Annotated in this window: 17 protein-coding genes and 1 tRNA gene; 3 read left to right on the plus strand and 15 right to left on the minus strand. The window is 58.5% G+C overall.

All coding sequences use genetic code 11. The features are described 5' to 3' along the window. Window positions 1-15: 15 nt before the first annotated feature. Window positions 16-573 (minus strand): HEPN domain-containing protein, encoded by a 558-nt coding sequence (locus IQ26_RS21225; protein ID WP_145720302.1) that lies wholly within the window; start codon window positions 571-573, stop codon window positions 16-18. A gap of 24 nt (window positions 574-597) precedes the next feature. Between IQ26_RS21225 and IQ26_RS39170 the strand changes: the two genes are divergently transcribed. Further along, window positions 598-762 carry a hypothetical protein gene (locus IQ26_RS39170; RefSeq protein WP_156090942.1) on the plus strand — a complete coding sequence of 55 codons (165 nt, stop codon included), beginning with the start codon at window positions 598-600 and terminating at the stop codon, window positions 760-762. Between the two features lie 6 nt (window positions 763-768). Here the strand turns inward: IQ26_RS39170 and IQ26_RS21230 are convergent, their stop codons facing one another. Both IQ26_RS21230 and IQ26_RS21235 read right to left on the minus strand, forming a co-directional pair. After that, on the minus strand, window positions 769-1,281 hold the full coding sequence (locus IQ26_RS21230) for a hypothetical protein (RefSeq protein WP_145720303.1): 513 nt from the start codon (window positions 1,279-1,281) through the stop codon (window positions 769-771). Between the two features lie 209 nt (window positions 1,282-1,490). Continuing rightward, the gene (locus IQ26_RS21235) at window positions 1,491-1,979 is read right to left on the minus strand and encodes a hypothetical protein (RefSeq protein ID WP_145720304.1); all 489 of its coding nucleotides are present in this window, start codon (window positions 1,977-1,979) and stop codon (window positions 1,491-1,493) included. Window positions 1,980-2,278: 299 nt separating this feature from the next. On the opposite strand from IQ26_RS21235, the gene IQ26_RS21240 reads away from it, so the two are divergent. Beyond that, window positions 2,279-3,457 (plus strand): tyrosine-type recombinase/integrase, encoded by a 1,179-nt coding sequence (locus IQ26_RS21240; protein ID WP_145720305.1) that lies wholly within the window; start codon window positions 2,279-2,281, stop codon window positions 3,455-3,457. On the opposite strand, the gene IQ26_RS21245 is transcribed toward IQ26_RS21240, so the two are convergent. Then, a complete protein-coding gene (locus IQ26_RS21245; RefSeq protein WP_145720306.1) occupies window positions 3,454-3,645 on the minus strand; it encodes a hypothetical protein in 192 nt (63 codons plus the stop codon). The genes IQ26_RS21240 and IQ26_RS21245 overlap by 4 nt on opposite strands. 254 nt (window positions 3,646-3,899) lie before the next feature. Between IQ26_RS21245 and IQ26_RS21250 the strand changes: the two genes are divergently transcribed. Continuing rightward, window positions 3,900-4,232: a hypothetical protein gene (locus IQ26_RS21250; RefSeq protein WP_145720307.1), complete on the plus strand. Its 333-nt coding sequence runs from the start codon at window positions 3,900-3,902 to the stop codon at window positions 4,230-4,232. 9 nt (window positions 4,233-4,241) lie between these two features. On the opposite strand, the gene IQ26_RS21255 is transcribed toward IQ26_RS21250, so the two are convergent. The 11 genes from IQ26_RS21255 to IQ26_RS21305 form a co-directional block, all read right to left on the minus strand. Then, window positions 4,242-4,802, minus strand: coding sequence for a THO complex subunit 7 family protein (locus IQ26_RS21255; RefSeq protein ID WP_145720308.1), 561 nt, complete (start codon window positions 4,800-4,802; stop codon window positions 4,242-4,244). A 2-nt stretch (window positions 4,803-4,804) separates the two neighbouring features. Next, complete coding sequence (locus IQ26_RS21260; RefSeq protein ID WP_145720309.1) at window positions 4,805-5,524, minus strand: hypothetical protein; 720 nt, start codon at window positions 5,522-5,524, stop codon at window positions 4,805-4,807. Between the two features lie 12 nt (window positions 5,525-5,536). Then, window positions 5,537-5,926, minus strand: a complete 390-nt coding sequence (locus tag IQ26_RS21265) for a hypothetical protein (protein ID WP_145720310.1) — start codon at window positions 5,924-5,926, stop codon at window positions 5,537-5,539. Continuing rightward, the gene (locus IQ26_RS21270) at window positions 5,926-6,444 is read right to left on the minus strand and encodes a hypothetical protein (RefSeq protein ID WP_145720311.1); all 519 of its coding nucleotides are present in this window, start codon (window positions 6,442-6,444) and stop codon (window positions 5,926-5,928) included. Before IQ26_RS21270 ends, IQ26_RS21265 begins: the two co-directional genes overlap by 1 nt. A gap of 8 nt (window positions 6,445-6,452) precedes the next feature. Further along, a complete protein-coding gene (locus IQ26_RS21275) occupies window positions 6,453-7,868 on the minus strand; it encodes a hypothetical protein (protein ID WP_145720312.1) in 1,416 nt (471 codons plus the stop codon). Then, entirely contained in the window at window positions 7,865-8,218 is a 354-nt protein-coding gene (locus IQ26_RS21280) for a hypothetical protein (protein ID WP_145720313.1), read from the minus strand. The genes IQ26_RS21275 and IQ26_RS21280 overlap by 4 nt, the downstream gene beginning before the upstream one ends. A 421-nt stretch (window positions 8,219-8,639) precedes the next feature. Beyond that, entirely contained in the window at window positions 8,640-10,985 is a 2,346-nt protein-coding gene (locus IQ26_RS21285; protein WP_145720314.1) for a phage/plasmid primase, P4 family, read from the minus strand. A gap of 15 nt (window positions 10,986-11,000) precedes the next feature. Beyond that, on the minus strand, window positions 11,001-11,372 hold the full coding sequence (locus IQ26_RS21290; protein WP_145720315.1) for a hypothetical protein: 372 nt from the start codon (window positions 11,370-11,372) through the stop codon (window positions 11,001-11,003). After that, a complete protein-coding gene (locus tag IQ26_RS21295; protein ID WP_145720316.1) occupies window positions 11,372-11,572 on the minus strand; it encodes a hypothetical protein in 201 nt (66 codons plus the stop codon). The genes IQ26_RS21290 and IQ26_RS21295 overlap by 1 nt, the downstream gene beginning before the upstream one ends. 344 nt (window positions 11,573-11,916) lie before the next feature. Then, window positions 11,917-11,990, minus strand: a tRNA-Gln gene (locus tag IQ26_RS21300). A 147-nt stretch (window positions 11,991-12,137) separates the two neighbouring features. Beyond that, window positions 12,138-13,070 carry a lysylphosphatidylglycerol synthase domain-containing protein gene (locus tag IQ26_RS21305; RefSeq protein ID WP_145720317.1) on the minus strand — a complete coding sequence of 311 codons (933 nt, stop codon included), beginning with the start codon at window positions 13,068-13,070 and terminating at the stop codon, window positions 12,138-12,140. Between the last annotated feature and the right edge of the window lie 81 nt (window positions 13,071-13,151).

Raw genomic sequence — 13,151 nt, forward strand, 5'->3', positions numbered from 1 at the left:
CCTACAGGTGATTGCTTAAGTGGCGCCCCCCGGTGCAGCGCCGCCGAAATGCGGTCTCGGGGGGGTAAGGAGGAGCTGCATTTCCTTCGCGAGAACCTTCCTGCACAAGCCGCGAAGCTCGAAAAAAAGCACCTGCTCCTTATCGGTCAAGCGGCTCTTGCCGCTGTGAACGATCTGAGATCGCACGTGGTAGATCGCCCGGAACTTCTGCAGAATCTCGTGCCGTTCCGATTGGGTTTCGCCCAGCAGATAAGCGCATCGATTGCTCAACAATTCGGTGAGACCTGTTAGATCGGACGCTTCTTTGTCCCCGAGAAGAATCTCAAGGGCGACCATTGCTTGTACAAACGCCAACAATTGGTTCGAACCAGCATAGCTATCGAACAGCCAACGCCCAGCACGGCGAATCCGTATGCTCCTCGTGCCCGCACCAAAGATGGCTCCGATCCGCTCGAGACTCCAGTTGGTGAATGCTCTCCAATTCATCTCTGAGGTCTTGTCGTTTGCGCCAACGATTTCCACCCGCTCGACGAAATCCGAGAATTCGGGATCGATTTCGAATGCCGTGTCCAAATAGACTCTTTCCCCATCGACCCGATGGACGAAGATTTGTTTTCGAACGCGACCAAAAATCGGCGCCGTCTTTTGCTGCCCGACCTGGAAAAGGGCAACAGCAAGACCGAGGCCAAAGAACGACCGCGCCTGCTCAATAGCGTGCGCCGCAGTCAGACTGATCCCATATTGATCGACAAAGCCGTCTGAATCGATCTAAAGGCAAACACCATCTTCCGGCATTCGCGGCTGCATCACTGCAAAAATTGAGCCGAACGGATTTGGCTCTTTTTCGCTGACGGCGTCAGATGGTCTGAATTTCGCCCTGAAATCTTCGTCGATTTTATGAACTCTGGGGTTGGCTCGCTTACTGTCGGCAAGAGAACTTGCCAACTGATCGAACGATGCCGGCAGAGGCAGCGAGACGATGTAATCGTAAGGCAGCGCGACAAAGTCCGCAACTATGTTCCGGGCGATTTCACTCGAATCCCCGAAGCCCGCTAGCGAAGACAAGAACTCGCCGTTCACCCCGCTCTCATAAATCTGACTATCTTTAAGCTTGCGCGAAATCCAGTCGATCGTGAATGCGCGCAAGCGCTCGTCGTCCTCAAAAATGCTGTCCAGTTGCTGCTTGGGTTTGCCTGAAGTCGGCAGGACAGCGTCAATGGCCCTAAGGGAGGAAGTCGAGCTGTAGTCGACAAAGATTCGGTTGTCGATTCTGACTGACACAAGTGCGTCGGTTAGCAGCGCAACCAGTCTGTCAGCGCAATTCTTATGTAATGGAACCGGCACCTAGTTGCCCCTCTCATGCGCGACTCGCGCAGCCAAGGGTCGAATATAGGCCGCATGATCCCGTGTAGCACGAGTCTATAGCTACAACGTGCCATCACACGGGAAAAAGGTGCCCGCCGGTCGATCAAACGCCGCCGACGGGCCTCTTAACCGCTTGCCATGCCCCACGCGGCGGCGAGATCGTCCAGGCACCACCGCAACATGTCGGCGGCTGTCAGCCTTTCGCGCTTGCTGGCCGCGATCTCGTGCAGGGCATGACCTTGCCCGCAAACAAGCGCCACGAGCTGATAGCCGCGCAAGCCGAGCAGCGCCCGGCATTTCCGCAATTCCTGCCCAGCATTGATCTGGCGCTGGCTGATGCCGTCCGGCATTTTCCCGCCATCAACGACGATGCGAGCCGGATCAATGCCGGACGCTCCCTTGCCGTCCAGCACCTCCCATAACGCCCGGAATCGTTCGGCTGCCTTGATCTGCGCCGCATCGAGCGTGCCGCGCGAGGCCAGCATGACGACGGCCGATTCGCGGACATTGACGGCGGCCGGGATCGTGCGCGGGTTGCTGGCGCTGATCGGATGGCCGCGCGCAAAAAACGGGTTGTCGACAACGGTGGGGCGGAGGCGGGCTTGCGGCGACATGGCGGCAAGGATGCCACAAAAGGCCGGGAATTTCCTATTCCTACCCTATTCAAAGATATTTTCGATTTTGGGGAAATGGCGAAAAAGCTAATGAAATCAAGTGGCTGGGGAACCTGGATTCGAACCAGGACTAACGGAGTCAGAGTATTTGCAACTCCGTTGTTTGTATTCTGCTTTTTGGCGATTTTGTTGCAGTTCAGTTGCACTAAAAACGCTTTCAGGATAAGGCGATGGCTTCGCCGTTGCATTGTTGCACTGAAATCCGTTAGTGTGCTTCTCCAAGACACAGGAGAACTACTATGTCAGTGCGACAGCGTAAGGGAACGGACAAGTGGTGCCACGACTATTTTGATGGCAACGGCAAGCGCCACCAAATGCTCTATCGGACCAAGCGTGAGGCAAAGGCTGCAGAGGCAAAGATCCTCATGGAGCTAAAGGGGAACACGCATGTTCCCGACATCGATTCAATCACAGTTAAGGAAGCCGGGGAGCTATGGATGGAAGCGTGCGCTGATCTTGAGCGCAGCACGCGGGATCAATACGCCGGGCACTTGAAGCACCACATCTACCCCAACATTGGAAAGATTAAGCTCAACAAGATCGGCGTGCCGTTCGTCTATGATTTCCTCGCCAAGCTGCGCAAGCAGGGCCTTTCGGAGCCTATGGTGCGTGCGGTCCGGGTAAGCCTTGGTGCGTTGCTGTCAAACGCCCAAAAGCAGGGCAAGGTCATCTTCAACGCGGTGAAGGAGATGGGGCGCGACAGCAAGCCAAAGGATGGTCGGCACAAAAAGCGTCTCAAGGTCGGCGTCGATATCCCCACCACCGACGAAGTGAAGCGCATGCTGGACAATGCCAAGGAGGGCAGGGCGCGCGTATTCCTGCGCACCGCCGCTCTCACTGGCATGCGGGCAAGCGAGTTGCGCGGTCTCTCTTGGGATGCGATTGACTTCGCGAAGGGCACTATTGAAGTCACCCAGCGCGCAGACGCTTACGGGAAGCTTGGCTCGCCCAAGTCCAGCAGCGGCATTCGGACGTTGCCAATCGGGGATAAATTGATTGCAGAGTTGCGCGAATGGAAGCTCGCCTGCACGTCGCGAAAGCTGGTCTTTCCAAGTCTGCCGCGCGAGGTTGATAGCACCCTCCAGCGTGACAACGTCATGAACCACGCCAACATCATCAAGGATTGGCTGCACCCGGCTCAAATCAGCGCTGGGGTGACTGTCAAAACCAGCGAAGTGGACGACGAGGGCAATCCCATCGTGGCGCCGAAGTACACCGGGCTCCACGCGCTGCGTCACTACTATGCGTCATACTGCATTAACGCGAAGGAGGATCACGGGCTTGGCCTCGCTCCGAAGCTCGTTCAGGAGCGCTTGGGGCACTCGTCTATCGTGATGACGCTGGACGTCTACGGCCACCTGTTCCCGAAGGGCGATGCGAGTGCGGAACTCGCTGCGGCGGAGGCGGCTCTTTACTAGCGATTCGTCGGCTCGTGGAACATGCCACGGTCATTCGCCATCCGCTCTTCCAGATCGAAGACAGCCTTTTTCAGACCATCCATTTGTGCGGGCCACATAGGATGGTCAAGTGCCGCAAGTTCGGCGATGACTTCATGCAATTTTCTGATCAGCTTTTCTATCCGCTGGTCGTCAGTCATTTTGGCCATTGGCGAAGTGCTCCGTTTTCCGCCTTCTAAGCCGGTGCTCCTTAACTTGAGGTTTAGGGGGACGCTCGGCCAAAGCCGCCGCCCGTAGCGTGACAAGCATGCGCGCCGCCCAAGTGTGCAGGTAAGTGCGCCCTCGCGCTGTAGGGCCGCCTAGCAAAAAGTCCGATGACAACTGCGCATGCGTCTACCACATAGGAAAATTGTCCTACACCTGTCTTCGTCCAACAAGGACGTGTCAGACAGGAGAACAGGTTATGTCCAAGAGCAAAGAGACCCCCGCCAAGCCGCAGACCAAGAAATCCATCGTGCTGGAAATGCTGACTGTTGGCGGCGTTAGCGTCGCTGCAATTGCCGACGCGCTATCGATCAGCAAGCAGGCCGCTTACAGCTTGATCGGCGACGTGAAGCGGTCGGGCGTCGCTATCACAGGCGTCATGAAAGACGGCGCGATGACCTATTCGGTCGTTCCGCCGAAGAAGACCAAGGCCAAGACGCTTGCATTTGGCAAGGGAGCGAGCGTCAGCGCCGCGCCCTCTGCCGTTTCTGCATCACCTGCCACCACCAACTCTTCGGCGTCACAGTCATGATCGTTTTGCTCATCGACGTTCCTTCAGACCAGCAATGAGACTGGCGAAATAGCCATCAGACGGAGCGGCGCGGCGTTTCCCACGGAACGCTGCGCCCTCGTCGCTGTCGAGAAAGTTCTCCACCAGAGCTTCCACCGAGTTCAACGTGCCATTGCTGTTGGCGATGACCACGCCACCGAACTCGTAGCTATCATCAACCTCGAACGTGCTCTCCTCGGACAGCAATGCGATAACGCCCTCGATCAGCCCAGCCGGGATGCCAGCGTCCTCGCAAGTGCTTCGCAGAGTGGCGTCGATCTTCTCCCGTTTCCGCACCTGCTTTTCGCGCTCCAGATCCGTTTCATGCTTGGCCTTTAGATCGGCCATCGCTTTCTCAATCCGCTCGACTTCGCGTTCGTAGGGCTCGCGCACCTTTTTCCAGATTTCATGATTGAGAATGTAGCGACCATCCTCTTTGCCAGCCTCCGGCAGATACCAGTCGCGATGGGTTTCGGGCACATCCTCGATGTTCCTGACGGTTCGAGGAGCGGCAAAGCTGCCGTCTTCAAGAAACAATGCGCGCTTGTCCATGATCATGCCTCCCTTGCGTGGGCAGCGGCGGCTTCTTCGAGCAGCGCCTTGTTGGTCGCGGCCAGTCTTGCAGCTTGCGAGTCTGCCGCTGAACGGACAAGGCCGACAAACAGCCGTCCTGACTTCTCCATGGCGTCCAGTGCCTTGGTCAGCCGCGCAAGGCGGGCGTAATCAGCCGCATGGAAGCGCTGCCGATAGTGATGGCGGACGCCCTCCAGCTGGGACGCACCCAGCCCGGTAAGAATAGCTGGCCCGCGCAACACGGCAGCGATGATCGTTTCGTTATTCTCAGCCTTTGCCTTAGCAATGGCGGCGCCCCGCTGCTTGGGCGTCATGTTGGCGAGGCGCGTCCTGATTTCAGCCTCCATTGCGAGCGCAATGGCGTCCTTTGGCGGCGGTGGTGCGCCGGTGCGCTTTTCGATGTTGGCGATCTCCGCCTTTGCTCTCGTGCGCGCGGCGTCCAATTGCGCAGCAACCCGCTCGCCGGTCTTGCCCGCAGCAGCGGCAATTCGCAGCACATTGGCTTCGGGCGTCTGCGTTTTGTCGGCGAGCGCGGCCGCCTCATAGGCCGCGAGGCTGGTCGCTTGCTCGCGGGCCAGCTTCACGGCGCTGGACAGCCCTGAAAGCACAGGGTCGGCGATAGGTGTGCGCGTCAGGGGATCAGTTTCAGCACACCGGTCGATAAAGCGTTCATCAAGGTCAATAGGGACGTGCAGTGCCATGTATTTTCTCCTTCAGAGTTTTCGATTCTCGATCACGAACAAGGCGTAGTTCATCCTCGCAACGGCAGCTTGGATCTCAATGAGGCCGATACCGGTGAACTGCTTCCGTCGTGCTGCCAGCATCACCCGCGCAGCGCCGTCAGCTTCACGGCTCATGAACACGCCGCGATTTCCGTCGACCGACACTTTGTCGCCCGACCTAAAGACCGGCCTCTCTACCAGGGTTAGTATTTCCGGCCTCTTCTGGCAGTTGGAGTATGTTCCGTGCGCGTTTTTGCGGACCAGCTTCGCATCGCGCCCCTGGCCGCTGGAAACAAAACCCAGCACTACCCATCTGCACCGCAACCCGGCTGCCGCTTCCGACACGTGCACGATGTCGCCAACCTGTGCAGTTGCGGCCATCAGACTTCCTCCGGGAGCGCTATGCGCCCCTCACACAGCGTGAAATCGATGGGCGGCTTTCCCTGCCTGTCGCGTTCGATCAGCAACGCAAATTGCCAACGCCACATGGTGAGATGTTCCGAATGACCGTCATCAAAATCGCGCTGTACGCTGACGAACAATTCGGCGAGGGCGCTTGGTGCTTTCGCTAGCATTTTGCCGTCAATCGTCGTCTCAACAAACGGATGGGTGGGCAAGGGCGCAGGAACGGCGAAATAGAGCGCGTTTTCCTTTGACAATGTCACGCTGCTGTCCGACCCGTAGCGCGCTGAACTGTACCCGACTTCGAAGTCGTTGCGCTGGTAGCCTTTCTTAAGGTCGCATTCGGGGCGCAACGTCATCAACAGTTCGGTGCCATTGTCCCTGACCAGAAACAGGTGGCGACCGCTGCCAAGACACTCATAAACGCCGTCCTCGACCGCATAGCCGACAATCCACCTGTGCCCGCGCTTTGATTTTATGATGTCGCCTGCTCGCATGGTTGCCTCTAAATCGGAATGGCTGTGGTAATGGTGACCGTCCGCAGGCTGGGGCGCGTCACCATGTTGATGACGCCAGCCGCCGCGTTTGCGAGGTCGTCATGGCCCCCTGGTGGATGGTCGACGCTCTCACGCCCCCCTCGCGCCACACGTCGCTCAAGTCCCACAAGCTGGTTGACCAGCTTCGGGTTATCCAAAAGATCGACGCTCTCGTTGTTCAGGGCAGGGAGCAGCGCGAGATACAATTCCGAGCGCGTCTTATCCGCCAGCCGGTACTCGATGCCCCGCTTGCGGAACGCTTCACGCGGCCATTCGCCAGCGTATCGGTCGCCCTCAACACTGCTGATGTCGTACGTGCTGAGGAAGTCGGCGAACTTCTTCACCACGCTGTCGGGCGAGAATGGCGGCCTCTCCTCAAGCAGTGCGTCCAGTATTGCCATGTCGCCATCCAGATGCGCGATACCCAGTGTGAACGAGTCCGACCCACTGCCACCTGCTGGATCAACAAATGCGACATAGCTTCCGAGCCGCGCCCTTTCAGGCTTTCGTACGGGCAGGTCGGTGCGTATGCACCGCTCAACAACTGTCAAATTGACAAAGGCCTCGATGTCCTCACGCCACTCAGCCCCGTACTCAGCTTTAGCGCTGGCGGCGTCCCGCTCCATCGCCTCGTCCACGACAGTTTGGGGCAGCGTTGGGTTCATTGCCCGTGTTGGTGCGCGCCACACCAGCGGCGTCTGATCCTTGCCCCAGTAGCGCTTCCAAGCATCGAACAGCGCACCGCGCCGCGCATATGGTGAGCTGGCGCAGATCAACATGCTGCCCGGAATCGTCGCCAGTCCGGGGCGCACAGCGGCGAGAATTTCAAAGTCAGGGTTGGCGGAATCGTCGCCCGTCCGCCAGAACGCAACTTCGTCACCCACTATGGCGGCGAACGTGTATCCGCGGGTGGAGCGAAAGCTGGCGGTGCCAATTTCAATCGTGACGCTGTTCGACAGGTCGAAGCTTTCCGCATTCGAGTTCACGAGCAGCTTGGCCAGCAGGGGGATGCCCTCAAGCATTGCCCGCACATAGCGGACGATGATGCGAGCCTGTTTCCTGTCAGCGGCGATGACCAGCACCGTTGCCCGCTCACCAGGAGCCAGGTGTTCGCGGTAGGAGCGAAAGCACGCGAGGTAGACGGCAATAAGCGCCATCATGAAGCTCTTGCCACCACGCCGCCCGACGATGAGCCAAGCCTCGCTTGACGCTTGCTCCGGCGGTGCGCTTCTGCCCGTATGCTCGCGGTACAATCGCAGCTGGGCGTCGTCCAAGGGCAGTGCGAACAGCGCGGCGAGGAAGCTGAACCATGCCGTGTACGTGTCGCGCCTCCTGAACCATGGGGCGAACAGGTTGGGGTCGGCACACGCTTGCAGGATGTTCATGCCTGCCTCGCGAGGTAGGCGTCGAGTGTCGGAGTGATGTCCTTGGACCGGCGCTTCAGCCCCAGTGCCTCCTGATTGCGTCGAAGCGTGTTGGAGAGGCGCTGGTGCAGATCAAGCTGCTTGTCGTCTGCTGCTCCATCCTGTGCGAACGACGCTTCAAGCTTCTCTATCGCGACCTGCTGGGTGGCGATGCGCTGGATGAGACCGCGCTCCATTTCGCTGATAGCGTCCTCGCCGCCCAAGTCGTGGGTGATCAGCGCCATCAAGTCCGACAGGCGGCGCACCCAGATGGAGCGTCCGTCAACGTTGGGCAGGACGGCAGTGCCATTCGTCGTGGCGCTGCGAGCCATGGGCTTCTTGATAGCGTTCCTAATCCTGCTCATGTGTTGTCGCTTAGCTATCTGCTTGCTTGTTTGCAGGGGCTTGAAGTAGCTGCAATGCTTAGGGCGCGCTGCAACTGCACTGCAACTGGAACTTTTTGCCGTTATTTTCTGCTTTGTTTGGAATCACTTAGCGGCGGCTGACATCACACTTGAGGATGAGTAGTATTCTAGTCCTGCCTTGGAACTTAGCCCGAGGGGCATCAGCAAGAAAAAGTGGCGATTCAGCATCTGTTTTTTATCCTGGAATAAACAGGGGTGAACCGCGCGCTGTGCCGGGGGTGCCTAGGACTTTCCAAGTCGTTACATGTAGGGAAATGCTTTTTTTTTTTTGCAACGCGCAGTGCAATAGCGCTAACGACTTGGAGTACCCCCGGCACCCCCGGCACAGCTAGAAGGGGATAGGCGGATTGATCACCTCGTCCGGAGGCATCTCACCTGAGTCCCGGAACACCATCGCAGCCTGATTTGGCGTCAGCTTACCGCCCTTCGGAACCATCTCCGTCAGGGTGATCCCGGCATAGTGAGGAGTATGCTGCCCGCCCACGCGTGGTTTGCTGGCTTTGATGCCCAATTGCAGCGCATACAAGTCAGCCCCGATAGTCTCATCTGCCATGACGTGATGGTTCCGATCTCTCAACCAGTCGTTCAACTCCATGTTGAACAGCTTCTTGCTGACAACATAGTCGGGGCCGACGGTGCACATTTCCTCGACAAAGCGCTTCACCACGCCTGTGTTCTCGTCCATCAAGTCGAGCAATTCTTGGCCTGACTCAGGCTGCTCAAAACGTCCTCGCGCTCGCAGCCGCTTTAGCCCTTCGATCCAGATGTTGATGATGCCCGGCAACTCGGCAATCAGTTCGTTGGTGAGGTTGGTGTTCTCGTGACCATAGAACGACTGGCGGAACTCGATCATGATGAAGCGGGTAGTGATGGTTCCGGACGCGTCTTTGAGCTTCGGAACGGTGTTCGCCATCATGATGAGGCGTGTGGATAGGACACCGTTCCAGCGCGTCTTGTTTTTGCGGTTGATCGACTGCGGGTCTTCGCCGGTAATTGACAGGATGTTCTCAACCGCCGCATGAGGGTTTGAGCGCCCTTGCCCCCTCGCGTCGGAGATGACGGCGAGGGACTTTCCGACCAAGTTTTCCATGCCAAACGGCTCGCTGAAGTCCGACAGCTTTGGATTGGCGTATCTGCTCACGCCAACCGCCGCTCTCGCTACGCGCCCGATGGTGCCCTTACCTGAGCGCTTCTCGCCAATGAAGGCGAAAGCCTTCTGCTGCGACGTGTCGGCGGTCAGGCAATAGCCCATGATTTCCTCAATGCACTCGATTGACTGATGGTCGTCGGGAAATGCGTCGTGCATAAACTTGGCCCATGTCGGCGCTTTCGCTGCCACGTCGTAATTGCATTCAACGCCATGCAGCGCGAAGAGGCGTTGCTGCGGTGGATGCAGGGTGTATGTGCGCAAGTCGAAGCTCCCATTTTTGAACGGAAGCAGGTCGGCAGGCGAGGGGTCGTCGCTCTTGGCTTCGATCCAGAATGGTGTCTCGACCATATTGGGCAATTGTCTGACGCCGGCCAGTGCGGCGAGGATGTCGCCAACTGCATTGCGCGTGGACTTGAATGGAACGGGCTTCCCTTTTTCCAGCACCCTGATTGTTTCCAGCCAGGTATAAATCCGCCCCCGAACCTCCTCGTCATCCATCTGCACCCACCAGCTTCCCGTCCAGCGGTAGAAGTCACCCCGCCAGTGCCAAACATCATCTAGCGTCTTGGCGAACTGGCGAGCGACATAGATCGGCTCGCTTGATGACAGTATGCCCCGCTCATCCTCGGGCCGCATATCGATCCATGACCGAAGCGTGTCGGGGTTGATGTTGAGCGATTCAGCCAGCTTCGGAATGCCGGTGCACGCCCTGCCACCAGCAAGACGTTTCACCGTAGCTTTGACGCGGCCGATAGACTTTTCAATCGCCGCTGGATCGTCGCCGCACTTGGTCGCTACTTTGCGGATCAGTTTTTCAACTTCCGCCTCCGACCAACCGTGCGTTAGCAAAGCGCCAGGCACGCGAAGGCCCAGCACGTTGCGCAGCCCATCCTGCCAGTGCCGCATGATCAGGGAGGCAAGCGCGAGACATCGAACGCACTGAAGAAGGAATTCACCCTCTATCTCAAATGGCTGACCCTCTTCGGTCCAGCTAAGTCGTTCCCCTGAAGGATGGACGGACGGCGGGAACATTGTCTGCCCGCCTGTAGACCGAAGCTCGACCAGCATGCCGTCCTTCTTGCCGTTGTAGGTGAAGGGCACAGTGGCGGGGACAACCGCCCTGTAGAGCCGGTGCGCCTCGGGCGTAGCGGGGCGGCCAAATTGTGCCGGAGTTGGCGGCAGAAACTCTTTGGCGAGCGCTATCGCCTCGGGGCTGTCGAGGTCAACGTCTACTAGATTGCCTGAGGGCGTCCCAAGCAATACGCCCACGTTTGAACTATTGCCGGTGAAGGCCTTGTCGACATCGATCTTGTCGAGCGTCTTCTTCTGCCAGTTCTTTTCGAGGGGTGCCTTAGTCTGATGCTGATAGGCAATCGGCACCCAGCCGAGTCCCATGTATCTGCGTGCGGCTGATCGGGTGCCATCAATATCGATGGTAGCTGATTGTTGTGTCATTGCCCTACTCACTGAAATCAATTGCAATTCAGGGTTGAAGTAGGGTAGTGTTTTGCGAGCATTGCCCAAGCTCGGGACGTGCTTTTAAGTGCTCATGCCTTCTCCTGAACGCCGGCCTTCATCCCCGAGGCCGGCGTTTTCTTTATCGGCACGCTCGCGCGCGTCCTGAAGCCAATCTGCTTCAGTGTCGTAGCTTCTGCACATCGGCTCTATGACTTGGCCGGTTGGGAAGAGGATCGTCTGCGTTCCATCTCGCCCAGAGTCACCCAAGTGGACTGTGATGGGCTCAGCGCCGTGCATAACCTCGTCGGGCTGTTTGGTCCCATAGGAGGTAAGCACGACGAGCCACGCGACCACAGGGGTTCTTATCGGCTCCTCACCGTACTGAAACGATAAAAGGAATGTGCCGGGTGCCGCCGGGATAACGGTGCGGCTGATAAGATTGGTGTCAGCCATCACGCATCCTCCTTCTCAAGGAGAAAGGCGAGCAGCGCCTTGCGGCTGGCCACGTAGCCGCCGACAGCCTTTTTCACCGGGAAATTGGGATAACGATTGATGAGGTATTCAACCGCCCGCTTGTCACGATTGATGATCTTGCCGATCGCTTCAAGCGTCCAAACGATGTCGTGGTCTTCTGCCTGTTTGATGGTTCTCATAGTCGGCTCTCTCCGTGGAAGCGCCGACGTGCAAAGACAGTCAGCGCTGGTTGCGCTTGCGCCGTTGTAAGCTGGTTACGGCCTGTCTTTGGTGCCCAAGAATGAGGGGCTGAGGCCGCATTAACGCATTTTTAAGGATAGCCCACAAGGGCGAAATAGCACCGCGAGGGGGTAGGGTTAACGCAGCGGGGAGAGCCGCCCCTCTTGGTTGCACTTCAGTTGCAGGGGGCTGTTAGGGCTTCATGGCCCCCTCATTGTTTTTATTGGGGTTTGTTGCAAAACCACTGCAACAAGGGAATTTCATCGGATGAAGCTAAAAGCGCTGCATTTACAAGGGGTTAGAGTGGCTGGGGAACCTGGATTCGAACCAGGACTAACGGAGTCAGAGTCCGTGGGTCTACCGTTAACCTATTCCCCAGCAGGCGCGGTTGCGAAAACCGCGCGGGCAGGGCGACGATGTCGCCGCGCGTGCCTTGTAGCCGCCGCCGGAAAATAGTCAAGCCTGCCCGGCCTTTTCAATCGCAGCGTTTTAATCGCGGCGTTCAGTCGCCAGGTCTTTCGCGCCTCAATCCCCATCCCGCCCAAGCTGCGAATGCTCAAAATACAGCACCACGCCGAGCGCGATCACCAGCGGGATGATCAGGTAGAACAGCCGGAACACCAGGAGTGCTGCCAGCACGCCGACCGGGTCCATATGCGACAGGCCGGTGAGGAAGACGACCTCGAGCACGCCGAGCCCGCCCGGCGCATGCGAGATCTGCGCGACCGAGAACGACACCAGGAACACGCCGAGCACGACGAAATAGCCTGGGTTGCCGGCAGCGGGCAGGACGAAGTAGATGATCGCCGCCGCTGCCAGGAGCTCGATCGGGCCGATTAGCAATTGCCGCGCGACGATCGGCAGCGCCGGATAATGGATCTGGAAGCTGCCGATCTTCAGCGGCCTGAGATGCAGCCAGCTGCCGAAGACATAGGCCGCCACCAGGAGCAGCATGGCGAGGCCCGCGGCGATGGCCAGGCCATGGTGCGACGCGCCGGAAAACCGGTCGATAATCTCCGGCTCGAAGACCAGCACGAGGCCGGAGACGAGGATCGTCGACAGCACGAAAGTGATCCAGCAGATCGCCACCAGAATGCCGACATCCTGTCCGGTCAGGCCCCTGGTGCCATAAGCGCGGTAGCGGATCACCGCGCCCGAAAATACCGAGCCGCCGATATTGTGCGACAGCGCGTAGGTGGTGAAGGAGCACAGGGTGACGAACAGCCAAGAAACCTTCTTGCCGATATGCAGGAGCGCGATGTGGTCGTAGCCGGCCAGCGACGCATAGGCGACGACCGAGCTCAGCGCGGCGAGCAGCCAGCCGCGGGCAGGGATGGCGACGATGCCGTCCCAGACGTCGTCGAGCGAAATGCCGCGCAGCTCATGCAGCAGCAGCCACAGCGAGAAGACGACCGCCGCAATGCCGACGACCGGCCAGAAATAGCGCCTCCAGTTCATAATGCGACGATCATGCGTTGCAGCCCGTTGCCCATTTTCGGTTCGCTTCAGGAGAACTGTGCGCGATTCCGGATGTTCCAT

It is taken from the genome of Mesorhizobium tianshanense (genome assembly GCF_007830515.1).
In the GTDB taxonomy this organism is placed as follows: Bacteria; Pseudomonadota; Alphaproteobacteria; order Rhizobiales; family Rhizobiaceae; genus Mesorhizobium; species Mesorhizobium tianshanense.